Source organism: Ruegeria sp. YKSD179 (assembly GCF_059612885.1).
Genome location: NZ_JBXWRL010000043.1, coordinates 30,618 through 49,676, shown reverse-complemented (window position 1 = coordinate 49,676; position 19,059 = coordinate 30,618). Strand labels below are relative to the sequence as shown.

The window sequence follows — 19,059 nt, the reverse complement described above, 5'->3', positions numbered from 1 at the left end:
CGACCAAGCCCAAAGCGATCCAGCCGCCGCCACTGCCAGCCATAAATGGCGTGACCGGCAGTGGCTCAATCTTTGCAGATCGATAAGGAAAGCATAAGACAAGCCCGAAGCAGCCAGTGTAGGAAGGCTATTTTGGCATTTGGGGAATTCAGTTATGATCAGCCACCGTTGCGAGAAGGAGGAACTTCACATGGATAACCTCGATACGCATTCCGATCCGGCCACCTGGGACCCTGCCTATGATGCGGTAGCTGCCGCACCGAAACATCACAAAGTGATTTTCGAGAACGACAAGCTGCGGGTGTTGGAGGTCACACTGGAGCCGCAGGACGAAGAGCCATTACATCACCATAGGTGGCCGTCAGTCTTCGTTCTGGACGCAGTACATCCCGATATCCACGACTATGATCCCGACGGAAACCGCCAACCGCCACACAGGGACATCATGCAAGCAGTTCAAGCCTGGGACGGTACCGGTAGTCTCGTGGTCAACATGTCGCCACAACCGCTGGGCCGCGTGCTGAACACCGGCGAGAAGACCGTGCATGGCATTCGGATTGAGATGAAGAATTACTGATTTGCGAGCGCCGGCATTGCGATTGCCGCGTACGGTTAGTGTGCCTGAGTTCAAGGACGCCGACCTTGCTGTGATCAATGTTTACCTGCCCATTGATTAGAGAAGGCGCAGAATTGGGCTACCGAGGATGCAGGCATCATCGGTCAGGCGGAGTCACCATCCTTTGGATAGGAAATCAATTACTTGGCCAGGAAGTTGGAATCTTGGGAGTGAATTAATGTCATCAGCATTTCTCGTGCTTCACTATCAGAATAGCGTGGCGCATCCGAACGGTATTTGGGGTAGTGAGTTGTTTTCACAAATCTCCAAAGATGAAACATACACGAATGCAAAGCATGCGCTTGAAACGGCTCGCAGAGCAGGTCTGCTTGTAGTCTACGTGAACGTCGCGTTTCGCCCAAATGCGCCTGAGGTGCCGCAAGACCTGTTTGGAATTGTCGCTCACGCGCGAAGCTCCGACCAATGCTTGGCAGGATCGTGGGGAACCCAGCCGATAGAAGAACTTGCGCCGCTGGAGGGCGAAGTTCAACTCGATAATTTTAACTCCGATGCCTTCCAGGGCACTGCTCTTGATCAGATTCTAAGGGCACAAGGCGTAACCAAAATCTACCTCATTGGCCAGGTCATTGAACATATGGTCGGGACGTCGATGAAGCGGGCGGCGAACTCGGGGTACAAAGCCGTGCTATTAGCTGATTGCGTTGGCGGGTACTCCGACGTAACCCGCGAGGCCATGCTGGATATTCTTCAGGGATACGGGCGGATTTCGACGTCTACGGAATTTGCAACGGAGATGAAATAGTAACCTCTGAAGCGGGAACCGGAAAACGCACTTCAAGCGGCGGCATTGTCCGCAAAGCGGTCATTAATCCAACGCGCAGCGAATGACTGCTTCGAGCGCACTGCCGACCTTGGTTTTTCGCAGCATCCGGCGGGACGCGCTGAGAGCAGATATCGCCCGTGTATAAGGTAACCGACTGCGGCCGCTACTGGAACGCCCTGCCGCTGCGTTGCCGCTTCACCGAAGCGGCCGGCAGCACACCTGTCCGGCGCCGCCTATCTGAGCCCGTCTTTCCCCGTCACGTCCTCCACCTGCAGCCCGCCCATCCGGTGATGCACCCGCGGCCCCTTGGTCATCGCCAGGGCAAAGAGCAGCTCATCGGCCCGCGGCCCGTCGGGTACGCCGACCTCCATGCCGTCGAAATGGCTGCGCACATAAGCCGCGTTGATATGCCCCAAAGGCACGTCGATCCGGGTTCCGACCCCGCCCTGCTTCATTGACGACGGCACAATCGCCTTCGCCTCGCCCAGCCGCGCACGCATGGCGTAGCCGCCGGGCACGTGCCAAAGGGCGGTGTGTTCCAGCTCTCCGGCTTCGCCCGCCAGCCCGGCTTTGCCGTAACCGTCGATGCCCTCGACGCCGCCCAGCGCGTCGATCAGCCGGTCGGTCATCATCAGTCCCAGTGGTTTCAGGTCGTCCATCGCCGATTGCAGGTCCCCGACATAGCGCCCGGCAAAAGGGTTCTTCACCATCGCGATGATGGCTGCCCGCCGGCGGGGAGTGGCAGTCAGGGGACCGCCATCATGGTGAATCTCCTCGACAAGGAGCATGGTCTTGCGAAGCGTGAAGTCGGGCATTTTCGGTTTCCCTGATGGTGGTCAAAAGTGATGGGATGGCGACACTTCGGCTTTCGCCCTGAAGAGTGACAAAAGCAGCGTGGATGAGGCCGCGCGCAAGATACTCCCTCGCCCGCGCAAGGCCGTGCTCCAGCGCAACGGAGCGTTCGGGCACGGTGAGCACGGGTACTCCGGCCGTGACGGTACGCGCACCGAGGTCGCTGTCCGGGGCAAGATCCCGGGCGCGGGCGCGGGTGATGCCGCTATGACCGGGCAGGTCGACGGCATTGGCAATCATCGTGGCGGTGGCGTCCGCGCTAGCGGCAGTGCCGGCCAATACCGTGACGCTGTCGGCAATGCCCCGCGAAAGCGACCGTCCACGCCAACCGGAGGTAGCAATACCGCGGCTCGGCAAGTCCTCTGTCAGAACGACTTGTGCTGCAGGGGTGCTGGCCACCGCGGCGGTGAATTGCTGGCCGGGCGTCAGGTGAAAGGCAATGTCGCCGCCGTTGTTCACATAGGCACTGGCAATATCCCCGGTCTCGGCAAGTGTCGCGAGGATCTCGTCCGCCACGGCACCGGCGACGGCGGCCATGGGCGTGATGAAATCTTCTGACAGCGGCTCAACGGCCTGAACCATGCGCCGGGCGACGCGTCCAAGCACCGGCGCGCCACCGACGTTGTGCCGACGCAGCACGGGCAACTCTTTCACCAACTTGTCCAGCACGGTTTCGAACCGTCGCTCCGCGCGGCAAAATGCTTCCTGCTGCCCCGGTCCGGCTGCCCCGATGATCAAGTCTATGGGCCCATGCTGCAGGTGCAGGCGGGTGTCGCCTGGCAGCATCCGGGCACATGCCCGTCCCGGACTTGATCCGGGACCTCCCGGCCCGCCGCGCAGGTTTGCCGGTTCGGAGGCCGGGGTGGTGCTGTGGGATGATGACACGCTAACCGCCTTTCACCGGCCCGACCGCCCGTGCCGCGCACCCGTATTCTCCTCCATGTTCCAGGATGTCGGCGATGTCGCGCGCCGCCTCGTCGTGGCCACCCAAGGCCCGGTACTCCGCGCGCGTCAGGGTGAATTCCAGCGGTGCCACCAGCGCCGGAGTGGGCACATAGCCAAAGGAGTTGTCGGGCATCTGGGTCACGTCGACCATCAGTGTGATACCGCCACCGGGCCAGACATAGGCAGGCGCTCCGCCGACGGTAACGCTGGTCTTGAGCGCCTGCACCGAACGGGTAAGTTTCACCGGATTCCTCGTGACGCCTGCGCGCAGACTCCCCCCCGCCCCGCCCATGAACAGCACAGTGCAGAGCGCAGGTTCGCAGTTCTCGGCGATCAGGTCTACCGTGGTCTTCAATGTCTCCGGCAAGGGGCCGGGTTCAGGCACAAGATTGTCGTTCAGAATGTAATAGCCCCACTGCTCGCCGGTGGTGGAGATCATCAAGAGCGTCAGCCCGGGGCGCGCACCTTTTTCCGGGCGCCAGGGCCCGAGGATGGATAGCGGATCCTCGATATCCGTGCCGCCCCAGCCCAAACCCGGCTCGGCCACCTGGAAATAACGCCCCGGAGTAGAACGGCGGCCCTTGATGCGTATCCCTGTATCGGGCCAGCCGATCACCTTGCCCGCCTGATGCTCGCTGACCACCCCGGTAATGTGGTCGTCGACGATCACCACCTCGTCGACCAACCCCTGCCACTGGCTGGCAAACATGCCGATGGTGGCGCTGCCACAACCGACCCGCATCCGTTCCTCGCAGGTGCCGTCGACGATGGGCGCGGCGCCTGCCTGCACCACCACCTCGGCGCCGCCGTCGATGCTGAGCGTCACCGGTTCGCAATTGCAGAGCCGCATCAACGCGTCGCAGGTTGCGCGGCCCTCGGGCTTCGTGCCGCCGGTCAGGTGGTCGACGCCGCCGAGCGACAACATCTGGCTGCCGTATTCGCCGGTCATCACGTGGCCGATGGCCTCGCCCGCGGCACGCACCGTGGCGGCTTCGGAGCCCAGGTGCCGGTCGGTGTCTATCTTCACCTTGGCGCCACAGTAGGAAAAGATCGCCTCGGTCACCACGGTGACGAAATCCACACCGTCGATGTCTTGCGACACGATGAAGGGAGCCGGCTTGTAGTCGGGATAGGTGGTGCCGGCACCGATTGCGGTGACCGAAAGCGTCTGATCGGGGGCCAGAGATCCGTTCCAGTCGGCTGCGAGGAAGGGCACGATTTCTCCGCCTGCCTCCAGCCGCCTGTCAATGATGGTCAGGGGATCGCAGCGGATGATGCGGCCAGCCTCATTGGCATACCGGTCGCAGGCACCGGCGCGGCCCTCGGCGATATAGCACATCACGGGGCAGGCATCGCAACGGATCTTTTCCGCCTTGCGGTTGGGCATTTCGCCCGCAGAAGTGTCGGCGCGGGTGGTCATGTGGTCCCTTTGATTGCGGCAAGCACCCGGTGCGGTAGGGCGGGCAACCGGGTGATGCGGGCGCCTGTGGCGTGGCGGATGGCGTTCAGGATAGCGGGCGCGGTGGGGATCAGAACGTGCTCGCCCAGACCCTTGACACCCATCGGCCCCTCGGGATCGGGTTTCTCGATAAAGATCGTGTCGATCCGCGGCATGTCGCCGACAGTGGGGATCAGGTAATCGTGCAGGTTCTCGGTGCGCCCGGGAAGGTATTCCTCCATCAGCGCCATGCCGAGGCCCTGGGCAATACCGCCCTCGACCTGGCCCTCGGCCAGAAGCGGGTTGACCACACGGCCCAGATCGTGCGCAGCGGTAATACGATGGACCTTGACCTGGCCGAGCCGCATATCGACCTCCAGCTCGGCGATCTGGGCACCGTAGCCGTAGATGGCATATGGAATGCCCTGACCGCTCTCGTCCAGACCACGGGTGGGCGGGTCATAGGTTTCTTCGGCACCCAGAACATAGCCATTGGTGTCGGCGGGCAGCGTCGACAGGTCGATCTCGCGCCGGCCGGCACCCTCGGTGACAACCAGACGGGTGCCGTCGAGGCGCAGCGATGCGCCATCACCCATGTTGCTGTAGGCCAGGATCGTACGGCGCAGTGCATGGGCGGCCAACAGCGCTGCCTTGCCGGTTACAAAGGTCTGTCGGCTGGCCGAGGTCTTGCCGCAATCGGGAGTCAGTGCCGTGTCGGGGCCGACGATCTGGAAATCCCCGATCGGCAGGCCAAGCGCGTCGGCCGCAATCTGGGTGATCACCGTGTTGGCCCCCTGGCCGATATCAGTAGCACCCTGATGCAGGCGCAGGTCGCCCTGCGCCGTAAGCCCGATGCGGATTGTCGACGGGTTGGGCAGGCCGGTATTGCCGCAGCCATACCAGCATGACGCGACGCCCACGCCACGGCGGGTGGGGCCGGCGGCGGCATTCCGGGCCGCGGCCTTGTTGAGCGCGCGTTTCCATGGCGTACGCAGGGCATCGAGGCATTCGGCGATGCCGATGCCTGTCAGTTTCTGCCCGCAGACCGACCGGTCGCCGTCGCGCAGGGCGTTTTGGCGCCGGAACTCCAGCCGGTCGAGTCCGGTGGCGGCGGCGAGGTCGTCATAGAGCGTTTCCTGCACGATGGCCGCCTGTGGCACGCCAAATCCCCGGAATGCACCGGCGGTAGGTCCGTTGCTGTGGAGGGCACGGGCTTTGGCGCGGTAGTTCGGCGTGCGGTACGGGCCGGAGGCATGGACCGGTACGCGCACCGCCACGGTCGGTCCCCAACTGGCATAGGCGCCTGTGTTGAAATCACCGTCGAAGCGCATGGCGGTGATGTGGCCTTGGTCGTCGCAGCCAACGCGGGCCTGCATCCGCGCCGGGTGACGTTTGGTTGTCGTGGCCATGCTCTCGGCACGGCTGTAGACCATGCGACAGGGGCGGCCCGTCTTCAACGCGGCCAGCCCGATCAGCGGCTGCAGCGACAGGTCGAGCTTGGCACCAAATCCGCCCCCGGCGGCGGCAGGAATGATGCGAACCTTCTCTGGCGGCAAGTCGAGGATCTTTGCGCAGTCGTCGCGATCCATGACGGGCGCTTGTGTGCAAGCCTGAATACAAAGCGTGGCACCGTCGATCCACGCAATGCCCGCCTCGGGCTCGATATAGGCATGTTCGACATAAGCCGTCTCGATGTCCACTTCGGCGAAATGCCCAGATGCCTCCAGGGCAGCGTCGGTATCGCCGGTCTGGACGAACCCTGTGATCAGTTCGTTGTTCCGGCGGTCCTTGTGCAATAGGCGATTTGGCGCGCCGCGCAGGTCGGTTGCGGCGGGTTCCGGCACCCATTCGACGGGAAACCCGTCGAGGTCGAGGCGGTTGAGCGCGGCAGTTTCACCAACGACGATGGCGACGGGTTCGCCGCGCTGGCGGATGCGGGTTTCAGCCAGCGCCGGCTGGTCGGCGAAGGCCGGGATGGTGCCGAATCGGTTCACGCCGGGGATATCGGCGGCGGTGAAGACCTCCACGCCGTGGCGTGCCGCCCAAGCATTGGTATCGCCGAGTGCGAAATCACCTGCATGGTGCGGCGAGCGGATCGCTCGCACCTCGAGCGCACCGTCCGGGATATGGTCTGCGCCGAAGATCTCCGTCCCCAGAACCTTGGGCCCGCCGTCAAGCCGCTCAATGCGTGCGCCGACCGCAGCACCGGCGTCGGGCAGGTTCGGCGCCGGGCCGGAGGTGGCGGCATCGAGCACTGCATCGACGATCTTGGCGTAGCCGGTGCAGCGGCATAGCACGCCGCCAAGAGCGCGCTCGACTTGCGCTCGGCTAGGCCGGGGTGTGTCGCGTAAAAGCGCGGTTGCAGACATCAGCATGCCGGGCGTGCAGATGCCGCATTGCGCGGCGCCGTGGCGAAGAAAGGCATGTTGCAACGCATCGGGGTGCGGTTGCGACAGGGTTTCGACGGTTTCGATCTCTGCTCCTTCGGCCTGGGCAACGGGTGTCAGGCAGGAACAGACCGGGGCACCATCCAGCAGCACGGTGCAGGCTCCGCAATCGCCGGCGTCACAGCCTACCTTGGTGCCAAAGAGCCCCAGATCTTCCCGCAGCAAATCTGACAGGCGGCGACCCGGTGTTGCCGCAACCACCTGACGGGCGCCGTTGACGGAAAGCGTGATCGAGTCGAACGGACGGTTCATGCCGCGGCCTCGGCGGGGGCGGCAAAGCGCGTCAGACCACGGCGCACCAGTTCGGTGGCGGCGACGACACGATAGCCGGCGTCGGCGCGGAAATCGTCGATAGGGGCCAGACGCGGGGAGATGAGGTCTTGAGTCACCGCGTCCGCGGCCTCACCCGGTGCAATCCCGGCCAGCGCGGATTCCAGCTCTGGCAAACGGCTGGCGGTGGGGCCGCAGGCACCGATGGCGATGGCGGCGCTAGTTATCCGGTCGTCCGTGACTTCCAGGCGCAATGCGGCCATTGCGATGGAGATAACCAGATAGCGCCGTGCGCCAAGCTTTTCGAAATGCCCGGTGCCGGCAATCGCCTCGCCCGGGATCAAGATGGCGGTGACCAATTCACCAGGCGCAAGCGCGGTCTGGCGCGGGCCGGTAAGGAACTCCTGCAGCGACAGCACACGGGTGCCGCCGGCGGATTGCAACTCGACCGAAGCGTCCAGCGTGAGCAGACATGGCGCGCCATCGCCGGCCGGGGACGCGGTGCAGAGGTTACCGGCCAGTGTGCCCGCATTCTGGATCTGCACCGAGCCGACCTCGCACGCCGCGCCCTTCAGGCCATCGAAGGCCGGGGGCAGATCAGCGTATATCAGGTCGGCCCAGCGAGTTGCGGCCCCGATCCGCCAACCGCCGCCGTCGCGGATGACGCCGCGCAGCGACGCGATGGCGGTGATGTCCAAGATGCCGCCAGGCAGGGATTGGCCCTGGATAACGGGGTAAAGATCGGTACAGCCAGCGGCGACAGTCAGTGGGCTGGCGGCGAGAAGTTCCAGCGCCTCTGTCAGGTCTGTTGGTCGGTGATAGGCTGCCACATCTCCCCCTTTCCGTCTAACTTTGCGCCTCGCGTGTGGGGCTGTCAAACCCCAAGGTAGCGGTCGATCACACCGTGATGCGTGGAAAGATCGGCAGCGGTGTGGGTCTCGCGCCAATGTCCTGCCTCGATGAAGGTCACACGGTCGGCAACCGACAGCACCGCATCAACACGCTGTTCCACCAGCAAGATTGCAACGCCCTCGTCCCGGAGGCGCACAATGACCGACCGGATCGCCTCGATCATCGAAGGCTGCAAGCCTTCGGTCGGCTCGTCCAGCAACAAAGCCTTGGGGCTGATACAAAGCGCCCGGGCGGTGGCCAGCATCTGCTGCTCGCCGCCCGAAAGCGTCTGCGCCCGCTGGGTCAGCCGTTCGCGCAGTCGCGGGAAGAGGTCGAGCGCACGTTCGCGCACGTCACGTCCGCTGCCACGTGTCATCAGGCCGATTTCAAGGTTTTGCGCAACGGTGAGTTCGGTGAACAGACGCCTGCCTTGCGGGATATAGCCGACACCATGTTGGGCGCGTTGGTGGGCGGGCAGTGTGCCGATATCCACACCATCCATCTCGATCCGTCCATCCCAGAGCGGCAAAAGCCCGGTGATCGCTTTCATCGTGGTGGTCTTGCCGGCGCCGTTGCGGCCCAGCAGGCAATGGATTTCGCCGGATTCGACGGTCAGCGACAGACCGCGCAAAACCTTTGCCTTGCCATAACCGGTTTCCACGTTGTCGAGCCGCAGCATCAGCCCGTCCCCAAATAAGCGGCTTGCACCGCCTTGTCGGCGCGGATCTCTTGCGGTGTGCCCTCTGCCAGCACCTCGCCGAAATTCAGCACCGTGATGCGGTCGGCGCAGGCCATGACCACATCCATATTGTGCTCGATCAGCAGAATGGTAGCCTCGGCGCTGAGTTCCCGGATCAGGGATTTGAACGCATCGACCTCGCTGTCCGAAAGCCCTTGCGTGGGCTCGTCCAGGATCAAGAGCCGCGGGCGTTGGGCCAGACCCATGGCAATCTCCAGCAAGCGCTGGTGACCGTAGCTGAGATCACCGGCCAGTTCCTGCGCCAAATGACCGAGGCCGACGCGGGACAGAGCAGCAGGCACTTCTGCCGCTTCGTCGCCGTGACGGCGGCGCACCGCAAGGGCCACGTTTTCCTGACAGTTGAGCCGCGGGAAGATCGAGGTGATCTGGAAAGTATAGGCCATTCCCAGCTGGTTTCGTTTATGCGCGGGCAGGGCGGATATGTCGGCGCCGTCGAAGTGCACCGAGCCGGCACTGGGGCTAAGGCGACCGCAGAGCATGCCGACAAAAGTCGTCTTGCCAGCGCCGTTGGGACCGATCAGCGCCCGCACCTCGCCCTGCGGCAGGTCGAAATCGACATTTTGCACCGCGTGCAGCCCGCCGAAATCCTTCGTTAGTCTCCGCGTCGACAGGATGGTCATGGCAGCCACCTCCAGAGCCGGGCCCGCAGCTCACCACCGATGCCCTGGCGGGCAAACAGAGTCAGTAGCACCAGCACCATGCCAACGATCAGCATATACGCGTCCGTCAGCCCGCTGGCGATGTCGATAAGGTAAAACGTGAAGAGCGCGCCGATGAATGGTCCGATGGCGGTGCCGGCGCCGCCGAGCAGAACCCAAAGGAGGGGCAGGATCGAATATTGCACCGTGGCGAAACTCGCCCCCGCATAGCCGAAGAGCAGGCCGTAGAACGCGCCCGATGCCGCCGAGATCGTACCCGAGAGAATCAGCGCGCCGAGTTTAAGGGCGAAGGTATCGTAGCCCAGCATCCGCGTGCGCTCCTCGTTCTCGCGGATCGCGATCAACGCCTTGCCGAAGGGCCGGCGCAGGACATGCAGTGACAGCATCAGGCAGGTGGCGAAAAGCGCCAGAGCCGCGAAGTAGCGGGCGGTGGGCTGCGAAAGGTCGATGCCCCAGAGGATGCGTTCCGCTTGTTGGATAACGAAGCCCTCGTCGCCGCGTGTGTAATCCCCGAAATAAAGGATGATCAGGTAACCCGCCTGGGCGAACATCAGCGTGACGATCATGAAGGCTACCCCGGCGGTGCGGAGTGCCAGCGCCCCGAAGGCGGCGCTGAGCATGAGGCCCGAGGCGATGCCGGTCAGCAGCGCTGGAGCAGGAGCGAAGCCCAGATGCCGGATGGTCAGCCCCATGCCATACATGCCGGCAGCAAAGAACATGGCATGGCCAAGGCTCAGGAGCCCGGTATAGCCGAACAGGATGTTGTAGCCGATGGCATAGCTGGCCAGCACCATCACCCGAGCGAGGCTGCCGTGGTGATATGCGGGCAAAAGGAACTGCAACACGGTCAGCAGCACCAGAAGCCCGCAATGCAGGGTAAAGGACTTCTGCAGGTCGCTCATGCCGGGCGGGTTCCGAACAGGCCTTGTGGGCGGAAGACCAGAACCAGGGCGACCAGCAGCGTGGCGAGGATCTTGGCCAGAGTCGGTGTGAAGAAGACCGAGATGATGCCGTCGGACATGCCGATCAGAACCGCCGCTAGCACCGTGCCGGGTAGCGACCCGAGGCCGCCGATGATGACAACTATAAAGCTCAGCAGCAGCGGGTCGTGCCCCATCAGGTAATGCGCCTGCTGGATCGGCACCACCAGCACCGCACCCAGCGCCGCCAGCGCCGCACCCAACCCGAAGACCAGCGCATAGACGCGCTCGACCGGAACGCCGAAGGCCAGCGCCATTTCTCCATCGAGCTGCGTGGCTCGCATGACCAGACCGATCTTCGTGCGGGTCATCAGCAGCCAAACACCGATCAGCACCCCCCCTGCCGCGCCGATCACGAAGAGCTTGTACGAGGTGATCGAGGGCGCCCCCCAACCGGTTGGAAAGTAGAACTTCGGCCCGCCGTCGCCCCACTCTAAGAGCGGCAGCATGATGCGGCTGTTGAAGGGCGGCTCGACCGGGCGGGCGTCGGGCCCATAAGTCATAAGCGTAACCTGTTGGATGATATAGAGAAGCCCGATGGTGACGACGATGGTGCGTTCTGGGTCATACTCCACCCGTTTCAGGATCGTCATGTCGGCGGCAACAGCCAACAGGCCCACGAGGGCAGGAGCGATGACCAAGGCGGCGACAAAGCCGATTGCCGGATGACCGCCCAGGCTGGTGGCGATCCACCAGGCCAGCACCGCCCCCAGCATGAAAAACTCGCCATGAGCGACGTTGACCACGCGCATCACGCCGAAGACCAGTGACAGCCCAACGGCGGTCAGCGCCAGCACCGCTGCCGTTACCCCGCCTTCCAGCGAGGCGAGCATCAGATGGGGTCCGAATTCCACTTGCGCCTGCCTCCTCTCCTGGGGACCGCCCGGGCACTTTCGTCTTGGTCCAAGAACTCCCACCGCAGGCCCCCGCCCGCGCGGCGAGAGCCTGCGGTGGAATCGTCAGAACGACTGCGTCGTGTAGTCTACTTCGTCAGGGTAGAACGTGTCTTCGATGCTGGTGGTGTGTACCACGTTTAGACGCCCGCCCTCGACCCTGCTGATATACTGGTGGCCGAACACCTGGTGGGTCTTGCCGTTGAAGCGCTTGGCGCCCTGGGGGTGTTCGTTCGAATGCGGCATGTCGGTCATCGCCTCAACCGCCTCGATCAGTTTGGCGCGATCATCCGGGCCGGCATAGCCCGCGGCCTCCATGCCGCGTTTGACGATGTGCAGCGTCTCCCAGCAGCCGAACATGTGGGCGTAAGTCGAGACATCGGAGGCGTCGGTGACCGAGGCGCCATTGGCATCCACCCCGACGCGCTCGCGGTAGAAGGCATCGTAAGGCGATTGTTCCGCCTGGGCGTAGCGCGGACTGCCCTCCCAGAAGTAGGTTCCTTCGAGGAATTCGAGGCCCGGCGAGGTGATGTCCACAGCCTCAAGCGAATCGATGAAGCCGAAGATCGCCGGCGCCGAGGGGCCGAAGAACTCGCCGAGTTCCTTGACGAAGGTCAGCACGGCGGGGCCGACCATGACGTGGTAGAGAACTTCGGTATCGCGCGGGATCTTTGGGAAGTATTTGGTGAAGCTGGTCTCGGTCGGTGGAATGGCAATCTTGGCCAGAATTTCACCGCCCTGCGCCTCCATTGCCGCGGAGAAATAGTCGCGGTGGTCGTGGCCGAAGGCAAAGTCGGGGTAGATCATCGTGACCTTCTTGCCCAGCGCCGAATGCACATACGGGGCCATCGCCTGCACCTGGCTCTTCACATCCGTGATGCCGGGCTGCAGCGTGTAACGGTTCAGCATGCCGCTGGCGACGTGATGGCCCTCGGAAACTACGAAATATGGCAGTTTCAACTCGCCCGCGCGGGGGGCGGAGCCGATCACCACATGGGAAAACAGCGTGCCAAAGCCGATGTCGCAGCCATGCTGGTTGGCGAATTTCTCGACCACCTCGGCGCCGCGCTTGGGGTCGGTGCCATCGTCTTCAGCGATGATTTCGACGGGCCGGCCATTGATGCCACCCCCTTCGTTGATCAGTGCCGCGGCAGCAGTTGTGGTGCGGTCGTACCAACGGCCATAGGCCGCGCCGATGCCGGTGCGGTGAACCTGAAAGCCGATCTTGATCGGCTCGGATGTCTGCGCATGGGTGTAGCGGGCCCAAAGCGGCAATGAGACGGCAGCGGTGCCGGCGGCCAGCGTCTTCAGCGCGCCGCGGCGACTGGTGGTAATGGGTTTCGTCATGGCGTAATCCCCCTGTTTGTCGTGCGGGTCGTGCTCCGGCCAAACCGGATACCCCTGCGACAAACTGTGCAAGGCGCCCGGGATTCTGTCCATATTTTTTTCCAACCGGTCAGAATCTGGGCGAGGCCAGGAGCCAGAGGCCGAAGAATGTATAGGCGATCATGAACAGAGCCATCGGCGCCTGGCTGAGCGCGGCGCGGCGGTGATCATGGAACAGACGCAGTGCCGTCGCATGGGCGACAAGCACGGCGACGATGTGGCCAAGCACCACTGCTCCGGCCTGGGTCAGGTAGATGATGCTCACGCTGGATTTGGTGCCAAAAAAACCGGTGGAGACGTAGAATTCGCCCAGCCCCAGCCAATCTGCGCCGGTCAGGAAAGGGTCGGAGAGGGCGACCAGAGCGTATTGGCCGTCGACGAGGAACGACGTAAGGTAATGTGCCACATGATAACCCAGCGCGATGGGTAAGAGCGTCGGTGCAAAATAGCAAAAACCGCGCTTCGGCGAGAGGTCGGAGCCGGCAAGGCGAAGGCCGAGCAGGACGGTCAGAGTGACGATGGCGACAAGGGTGGCATTGGCAATCACCAGGCCCAGTGTGTTGGGAACCGACACGGCAGAGCGCCCAGGAAACTCCAGCGGGTTGATGCCCAATATACCAAGCCACCAGAATGTCTCGTTCAAACCGTCGAAACTGCCGGTTCCGAGCAGGATCACGCAGAGCACGGCCAGCGACAGGGGCATGGGGCGCAGGCGAAGCATGCGCCAACCGGGTAGGCCCAGAGTCAGACGCACGCCATAGCGGGCCAGCATCGCCAGCCGCGAATAGGCACGAAACATCACGGTGAAGCCCTCGGCCCGCCGCAGCCAGCGGGGGCCGAAGACCACGCCCATGACCAGGTGGAACAGCCAATAGGCGGCCACCAGGCGGGCCAGGCGGTCCGGGTCTGCCGGGGCGGGATCGGCCAAAAGCAGATAGGAAAACCCAAGAAAGGACGCTACGCCGAGCCAGTAGCCCAGTGCGGGCGGCAATGCCGCATGGGGTTCGGGCGAAAAGGCCCGGCGGATCAGTCGCAACGGCCCGCTCCAGGGATTCACCAGAGACCAAAGGTCGAGTATCAGGGCCTGCACCGTGACGAAACCGATCCAGAATACCGTCCAGACCACCAGCACCAGCGGGTTGGCCAACGGATCGCGCGGGCCGTCGAACCCTGCCCAGACAAGCAGGCCCAGAAACAGCGCGGCCATTGTGCTGGTGAATGTCTGGACGGGATGCAGCGAGACCGGGAACAGCGGCAGCGGTCGAAACAGCGCCATCACCAGGCGACCCGGCAGCAACACCAGCGCGAAAACCGTCAATGCCACTGCGGCAACACCGGCACCGGTATAGAGATTGGTGGGCAAGAGCAGGACCAACCCCTGTTCGGACGCATGCGCATGGGCGAGGCCCGGAGCCGAAATAAGTGTAAACTTGAGAATCGCAAGGCTGCGGATATGCTGCATGTGGCCGATGATACCCTGGGAGGCATGCAATGAAACCCAGTCGCGTCGCTGTCGCGGCAAGCCTTATTGCCATAGCGGTGGGGGCGTTCTTTGTGTTCACCGATCCCGGTGACACGCGCGCGGTCACGGTAACCGGGGCGGAACTGGTGCCGATGGGCGCGGGTTATGCCCTGACCGCCAAGATCGATAATCCCGGTGGTCCCGACCTTCTGACCGGTATCGGGTCCGAGGATGGCGATAGGGCCATGCTGTCGGGCGGCACCGGGCCGCTGGCAATTCCCTCTGACAGTACACCCGGACTTGCGATGGACGGGGTGCACGGGATGCTCGTGGGGTTGACGGGCGACACGTCAGAGGGACGGCTGGTACCGGTTGCACTGTGGTTTGAGGGTGCCGGCAAGGTGACGACCCGCGCCCGCATTACCGGCGGGATGGAGATGGACTACAGTTCAGGCTTTGACGTGCCCGCGGGCGAGCCGCGGCCGACCATCTCTATCCTGGTCACGCCAGAGGGTGAGGGATGGGCAATCGATCTGGAAACCGGCGATTTCACCTTCTCCAAGGACGCGGTCGACGGTGCCCACGAGCCCGGCATCGGTCATGGCCATCTCTACCTGAACGGGCTGAAACTGCAGCGGGTTTTCGGAACGAAGGTGATCATAGGTGCCCTGCCAAAAGGCAAATACGAACTGCGTGTCACGCTCAACACCAACGATCACCGCGCCTTTAGGGTCGATGGTCAGAAGGTGATGGCGACGGCCGAGGTCAACGTGGATTGACTTTACCCGGTCCTTCGGCATTCACTCCGCCCTATGGGCAAACAGGGATCTGAACAAGTCATTGGTGTCGATGTCGGCGGCACATTCACCGATCTGGTGATGATCGATCAGGCGAACGGTGCGGTGCGGCTGGCCAAAGTGTCCAGCACCACCGACAATCAGGCCCGCGGCGTCATGCACGCGCTGGAGGCCGCCGACGCCGACCTTGCGGCACTGGACCTGATCGTGCACGGCACCACGACGACGACCAACGCAGTGCTGGAACGCAAGCTCAGCCGCACCGGGCTGATCACCACCGCAGGATTTCGCGACGTGCTGGAACTTGGCCGCCGCACCCGACCGCAAGCTTATGGAATGAAGGGCGAGTTTCGCCCGATCATCCCGCGCGATCTGCGGCTGGAGGTGCCCGAGCGCATGGATGCGGCTGGCTGTGTGGTAGAGCCCCTGGATAAAGACGCCGTTCAGACGGCCGCGGCGACGCTGCTGGACAAGGGCTGCGAATCGGTCGTCGTCCATTTCCTGCACGCCTATGCCAATCCCGCGCATGAACTGCTGGCCGCGGAAATCCTGGCAGAGATATGGCCGAACGCGCATATCACCATGGGCCATGCCCTGCTGTCGGAAAGCCGCGAATTCGAGCGCGGTGTCACGGCGGCGGTGAATGCCAGCGTCCAGCCATTGCTCGCGCGCTATGTCGATGCCCTGGCCGGGGCGTTGCACGACGGAGGCTATGCCGGAGAACTCTTGGTGATGAACGGCAATGGCGGCATGGTCTCCGCCGCACGGGTCGCCGAAGAGGCCGCCAAGACGGTGATGTCCGGCCCTGCCTCGGGTGTGATGGCTGCTGCCTATGCAGGGCGTGTGGCCGATGTGCCCGATCTGATCACCTACGATATGGGCGGCACCTCGACCGATGTAGCACTGATCCGCGGAGCCGAACCGAGCGTATCGAACGAAACCGAGATCGAATATGCCATGCCGATCCACGTGCCGATGGTCGATGTGCGCACCGTCGGCGCTGGCGGCGGATCGATCGCACGGGTGAATGCGGCTGGCCTGCTGGAAGTTGGCCCGGAAAGCGCCGGGGCCGATCCCGGCCCGATCTGCTATGGCCGCGGCGGGACGGAGCCGACGATTTCCGACGCCAACCTGCTGCTTGGGCGGCTCGATCCCGATCGGATCACAGCCGTCGAGGGCGGCGTATCACTGGGCCATGTCCGCGATATGTTCGACACGAAGATTGGCACTCCACTGGAACTGGATGCCACCGGCGCGGCCGAAGCGGTGCTGCGGGTCGCCAACACCAAGATGGCCGGAGCGATCCGCATGGTCTCTGTCTCGCTGGGTGCCGATCCGCGCGATTTCGCGCTCTTCGCCTTTGGTGGTGCCGGACCGCTGCACGCCTGCGCCCTGGCGCGGGAACTCGGGATCCCGCGGGTGATAGTGCCACCGCGCCCGGGCATCACCAATGCCGTGGGTTGCGTCGTGGCCGATCTGCGGCACGATTACGTCCGCACTCTGAACCGGCCTCTCGACACGCTCGACATGGACGAACTGCGCGCAGTGTTCGGGGCGCAGGGCGCCGAGGGTACGGCATTGATCGACGCAGAGGTCATCACCCTGAAATCGACGCGGTGCCTGCATTCTCTAGACATGCAATTTGTCGGGCAGACACATCTGGTTCGTGTGCCGCTCGAAGACATCTCGATTGACCGGGCCGAGCTCCGCCGGCGCTTCGAGGCGGTCTATTTCGATCGGTTCCGGGTCGAACTGGCCGAGATTCGCGCCAATGTCGTCAATGTCAACACGTCCGTTGTCGGCGAACGTGCCCCGGTCGATCTGGCGATGCTGGTCGATCCTGCGGGACGCAAGGCAACGCTGGCAGAGGCGCAGAGAATCGCACGGCCGGTGTTCTTCGGCGAGTGGTGCGAAACCCCGGTCTATCGGCGCGAGATGCTGCCAGTGGATGCGGTGATCGAAGGACCGGCGGTGATAGAACAAATGGACACTACCATATTGATCGAGCCCGGCGACCGGGCGCGCAGCGATGTGTTCGGCAATCTGCTGGTCGACATCGGAGACGCGGCGTGAGCCTCGATCCTATCACCCTATCGGTCATCCAGGCCGGGCTGCAGCAGGTCTGCGACGAGATGGACCTGTCATTCTCCCGCGCCGCGTTCTCGCCGGTGATCGCCGAAGCCAACGACCGCTCTGACGGGATCTACAGCGCCGAGGACGGCAGCCTGATCGCGCAAGGTGCGGGGGGGCTGCCGGTCTTCGTCGGCACGATGCAGTATTCGACGCGAACGCTGATCGAGATGATCGCGGCGGGCAAGGCAGCCACCCCGCAACCCGGGGACGTCTACATCGTCAATGACCCCTATCTGGGCGGCACGCATCTGATGGATGTGCGTTTTGCGCGGCCGTTCTATCGCGGCGGGCGGCTCTTTTGCTGGCTCTCCAACACTGGGCACTGGCCCGACACAGGCGGAGCGGTGCCGGGCGGGTTTTCCGCTAGCGCGACGGCGGTCGAACAAGAGGGTCTGCGCCTGCCGCCGGTGCGTCTCTTCAAGCAGGGCGAACTGGACGCCGAGATCTACGCGATCATCTGTTCGAACATCCGGGTGGCCGATCAGCGGATCGGTGACGTCAAGGCGCAGGCCGCGGCGCTTGAGGTCGGCGAAGCGCGGTTGAACGCGTTGATGGATCGCTATGGTGACGCGGTCGTGGCCGAAGCGATTGCCGAGTTGCGCCGACGCGCGGCACAGCAAATGCGGGCATTTATCGGCGACATCCCCGAGCGCCGTTACGAGGCCACCGCCTGGGTCGACAGCGATGGTGTGATCGACGAGCCGCTGGCGATCCGGCTTGCCGTATCGCGGCGGGACGACGCCCTGGGTTTCGATTTTTCCGGTTCCAGCCCGCCATGTGCCGGCCCGATGAACTCTGTCCGCGCGACCACGCTGAGCTCGGTCTATCTGGCGATGCGGCATATCTTCCCAGAGGTGCCGATCAGCGCCGGGGCCTTCGAACCACTGCAGGTCATCGGGATCGAGGGCACCTTTCTTGACGCGCGTTATCCCCGCCCGGTGTCGGGCTGCGCGGCCGAGGTCAGCCAGCGCATCGCCGAGGCTGTCTTTGCGGCGTTGGTTCCGGCCCTGCCAGACCGGGTGACAGCGGCGCCGGCGGGCACCAGCGGAAACTTCGCGTTGGGCGGGCATGACCCGGACCGCGGCCGCGATTTCGTGATGTACCAGCTATCTGGTGGAGGCTATGGCGGCAATGCTGACCATGACGGGTTGGCCAACGGGTGCTCGACCATAGGCATTTCCAAGGCGCCGCCGGTCGAGGTAATGGAACAGGCCTTCCCCGTGCTCTATCGCCACTACCGGCTGCGCGAGGGCTCCGGCGGCGCCGGGCGGCAGCGCGGCGGCTTCGGGCTGGACTATCTCATGGAACTACGCCGCGGCGAGGCGAAAGCGAGTTTTGTGATGGATCACGGACGGTTTGGGCCTCAGGGCGCGCTGGGCGGCAGCGACGGGGCGGTGAACCACGTCACGGTCTGGCGTGATGGGCAACCCTATACGCCGGAACATTTAAGCAAGGAACAGGATATTCCGTTGGCGCCGGGCGACCGCGTGCATGTGGAAACCCCCGGCGGCGGCGGCTATGGCGCTCCGTTCGATCGCGATCCGGACCTGGTTCGGACTGACGTTTTGCTGGGGTATTACACTGTCGCACAGGCGAGCGAGTTGTTCGGTGTCGAGTTTGACGGCGAAAGCATCGATCTTCCAGCCACGCGGGCGCGGCGTCAAGGCCGGTAGGGTACGATCCCGTCACGATGAGCCATTAAGCCATTGCCGATTTACCACCGACAATGGTCCGGGCTTCGTCCGT

16 protein-coding genes are annotated in these 19,059 nt (G+C 63.8%); 5 read left to right on the top strand and 11 right to left on the bottom strand.

Annotated elements, in window-relative coordinates:
• Window positions 1–190 precede the first annotated feature (190 nt).
• Together AC2FNE_RS18160 and AC2FNE_RS18155 are read left to right on the top strand one after the other, a co-directional pair.
• Entirely contained in the window at window positions 191–577 is a 387-nt protein-coding gene (locus AC2FNE_RS18160; RefSeq protein WP_170481316.1) for a hypothetical protein, read from the top strand.
• Window positions 578–794: 217 nt separating this feature from the next.
• Entirely contained in the window at window positions 795–1,379 is a 585-nt protein-coding gene (locus AC2FNE_RS18155; RefSeq protein ID WP_170481214.1) for a cysteine hydrolase family protein, read from the top strand.
• Window positions 1,380–1,633: 254 nt separating this feature from the next.
• On the opposite strand, the gene AC2FNE_RS18150 is transcribed toward AC2FNE_RS18155, so the two are convergent.
• The 11 genes from AC2FNE_RS18150 to AC2FNE_RS18100 form a co-directional block, all read right to left on the bottom strand.
• Window positions 1,634–2,215 carry an amino acid synthesis family protein gene (locus AC2FNE_RS18150; RefSeq protein ID WP_496805958.1) on the bottom strand — a complete coding sequence of 194 codons (582 nt, stop codon included), beginning with the start codon at window positions 2,213–2,215 and terminating at the stop codon, window positions 1,634–1,636.
• Window positions 2,160–3,038 carry a UPF0280 family protein gene (locus tag AC2FNE_RS18145; RefSeq protein WP_496805957.1) on the bottom strand — a complete coding sequence of 293 codons (879 nt, stop codon included), beginning with the start codon at window positions 3,036–3,038 and terminating at the stop codon, window positions 2,160–2,162. Before AC2FNE_RS18145 ends, AC2FNE_RS18150 begins: the two co-directional genes overlap by 56 nt.
• 100 nt (window positions 3,039–3,138) lie before the next feature.
• On the bottom strand, window positions 3,139–4,617 hold the full coding sequence (locus AC2FNE_RS18140; RefSeq protein WP_496805956.1) for a 6-hydroxynicotinate reductase: 1,479 nt from the start codon (window positions 4,615–4,617) through the stop codon (window positions 3,139–3,141).
• Entirely contained in the window at window positions 4,614–7,334 is a 2,721-nt protein-coding gene (locus AC2FNE_RS18135; protein ID WP_496805955.1) for a molybdopterin-dependent oxidoreductase, read from the bottom strand. The genes AC2FNE_RS18140 and AC2FNE_RS18135 overlap by 4 nt, the downstream gene beginning before the upstream one ends.
• Window positions 7,331–8,182 carry an FAD binding domain-containing protein gene (locus tag AC2FNE_RS18130; protein WP_170731680.1) on the bottom strand — a complete coding sequence of 284 codons (852 nt, stop codon included), beginning with the start codon at window positions 8,180–8,182 and terminating at the stop codon, window positions 7,331–7,333. Before AC2FNE_RS18130 ends, AC2FNE_RS18135 begins: the two co-directional genes overlap by 4 nt.
• A gap of 44 nt (window positions 8,183–8,226) precedes the next feature.
• Window positions 8,227–8,922 carry a branched-chain amino acid ABC transporter ATP-binding protein gene (locus AC2FNE_RS18125; RefSeq protein WP_170499382.1) on the bottom strand — a complete coding sequence of 232 codons (696 nt, stop codon included), beginning with the start codon at window positions 8,920–8,922 and terminating at the stop codon, window positions 8,227–8,229.
• Complete coding sequence (locus AC2FNE_RS18120) at window positions 8,922–9,623, bottom strand: ABC transporter ATP-binding protein (protein ID WP_170499383.1); 702 nt, start codon at window positions 9,621–9,623, stop codon at window positions 8,922–8,924. Before AC2FNE_RS18120 ends, AC2FNE_RS18125 begins: the two co-directional genes overlap by 1 nt.
• Window positions 9,620–10,564 (bottom strand): branched-chain amino acid ABC transporter permease, encoded by a 945-nt coding sequence (locus AC2FNE_RS18115; RefSeq protein ID WP_170731677.1) that lies wholly within the window; start codon window positions 10,562–10,564, stop codon window positions 9,620–9,622. The genes AC2FNE_RS18120 and AC2FNE_RS18115 overlap by 4 nt, the downstream gene beginning before the upstream one ends.
• Complete coding sequence (locus tag AC2FNE_RS18110; RefSeq protein ID WP_170499385.1) at window positions 10,561–11,496, bottom strand: branched-chain amino acid ABC transporter permease; 936 nt, start codon at window positions 11,494–11,496, stop codon at window positions 10,561–10,563. Before AC2FNE_RS18110 ends, AC2FNE_RS18115 begins: the two co-directional genes overlap by 4 nt.
• Before the next feature lie 105 nt (window positions 11,497–11,601).
• Window positions 11,602–12,882, bottom strand: a complete 1,281-nt coding sequence (locus tag AC2FNE_RS18105) for an ABC transporter substrate-binding protein (protein ID WP_496805961.1) — start codon at window positions 12,880–12,882, stop codon at window positions 11,602–11,604.
• A gap of 109 nt (window positions 12,883–12,991) precedes the next feature.
• On the bottom strand, window positions 12,992–14,383 hold the full coding sequence (locus AC2FNE_RS18100) for a hypothetical protein (protein ID WP_496774332.1): 1,392 nt from the start codon (window positions 14,381–14,383) through the stop codon (window positions 12,992–12,994).
• A 29-nt stretch (window positions 14,384–14,412) separates the two neighbouring features.
• On the opposite strand from AC2FNE_RS18100, the gene AC2FNE_RS18095 reads away from it, so the two are divergent.
• From AC2FNE_RS18095 to AC2FNE_RS18085, 3 genes are read left to right on the top strand one after another with little or no spacing between them, the layout of a single operon-like run.
• Window positions 14,413–15,162 (top strand): copper chaperone PCu(A)C domain-containing protein, encoded by a 750-nt coding sequence (locus AC2FNE_RS18095; protein WP_496805954.1) that lies wholly within the window; start codon window positions 14,413–14,415, stop codon window positions 15,160–15,162.
• 33 nt (window positions 15,163–15,195) lie between these two features.
• Window positions 15,196–17,253 carry a hydantoinase/oxoprolinase family protein gene (locus AC2FNE_RS18090; RefSeq protein WP_496774328.1) on the top strand — a complete coding sequence of 686 codons (2,058 nt, stop codon included), beginning with the start codon at window positions 15,196–15,198 and terminating at the stop codon, window positions 17,251–17,253.
• The gene (locus AC2FNE_RS18085) at window positions 17,250–18,986 is read left to right on the top strand and encodes a hydantoinase B/oxoprolinase family protein (RefSeq protein ID WP_170499388.1); all 1,737 of its coding nucleotides are present in this window, start codon (window positions 17,250–17,252) and stop codon (window positions 18,984–18,986) included. Before AC2FNE_RS18090 ends, AC2FNE_RS18085 begins: the two co-directional genes overlap by 4 nt.
• The last annotated feature ends 73 nt before the right edge of the window (window positions 18,987–19,059 follow it).

Bases quoted from the DNA above. Each gene is read 5' to 3' on its own strand.
- AC2FNE_RS18160 (WP_170481316.1), top strand. From the start codon at position 191: ATGGATAACCTCGATACGCATTCCGATCCGGCCACCTGGGACCCTGCC.
- AC2FNE_RS18155 (WP_170481214.1), top strand. From the start codon at position 795: ATGTCATCAGCATTTCTCGTGCTTCACTATCAGAATAGCGTGGCGCAT.
- AC2FNE_RS18150 (WP_496805958.1), bottom strand. From the start codon at position 2,215: ATGCCCGACTTCACGCTTCGCAAGACCATGCTCCTTGTCGAGGAGATT.
- AC2FNE_RS18145 (WP_496805957.1), bottom strand. From the start codon at position 3,038: ATGCTGCCAGGCGACACCCGCCTGCACCTGCAGCATGGGCCCATAGAC.
- AC2FNE_RS18140 (WP_496805956.1), bottom strand. From the start codon at position 4,617: ATGACCACCCGCGCCGACACTTCTGCGGGCGAAATGCCCAACCGCAAG.
- AC2FNE_RS18135 (WP_496805955.1), bottom strand. From the start codon at position 7,334: ATGAACCGTCCGTTCGACTCGATCACGCTTTCCGTCAACGGCGCCCGT.
- AC2FNE_RS18125 (WP_170499382.1), bottom strand. From the start codon at position 8,922: ATGCTGCGGCTCGACAACGTGGAAACCGGTTATGGCAAGGCAAAGGTT.
- AC2FNE_RS18120 (WP_170499383.1), bottom strand. From the start codon at position 9,623: ATGACCATCCTGTCGACGCGGAGACTAACGAAGGATTTCGGCGGGCTG.
- AC2FNE_RS18115 (WP_170731677.1), bottom strand. From the start codon at position 10,564: ATGAGCGACCTGCAGAAGTCCTTTACCCTGCATTGCGGGCTTCTGGTG.
- AC2FNE_RS18105 (WP_496805961.1), bottom strand. From the start codon at position 12,882: ATGACGAAACCCATTACCACCAGTCGCCGCGGCGCGCTGAAGACGCTG.
- AC2FNE_RS18100 (WP_496774332.1), bottom strand. From the start codon at position 14,383: ATGCAGCATATCCGCAGCCTTGCGATTCTCAAGTTTACACTTATTTCG.
- AC2FNE_RS18095 (WP_496805954.1), top strand. From the start codon at position 14,413: ATGAAACCCAGTCGCGTCGCTGTCGCGGCAAGCCTTATTGCCATAGCG.
- AC2FNE_RS18090 (WP_496774328.1), top strand. From the start codon at position 15,196: ATGGGCAAACAGGGATCTGAACAAGTCATTGGTGTCGATGTCGGCGGC.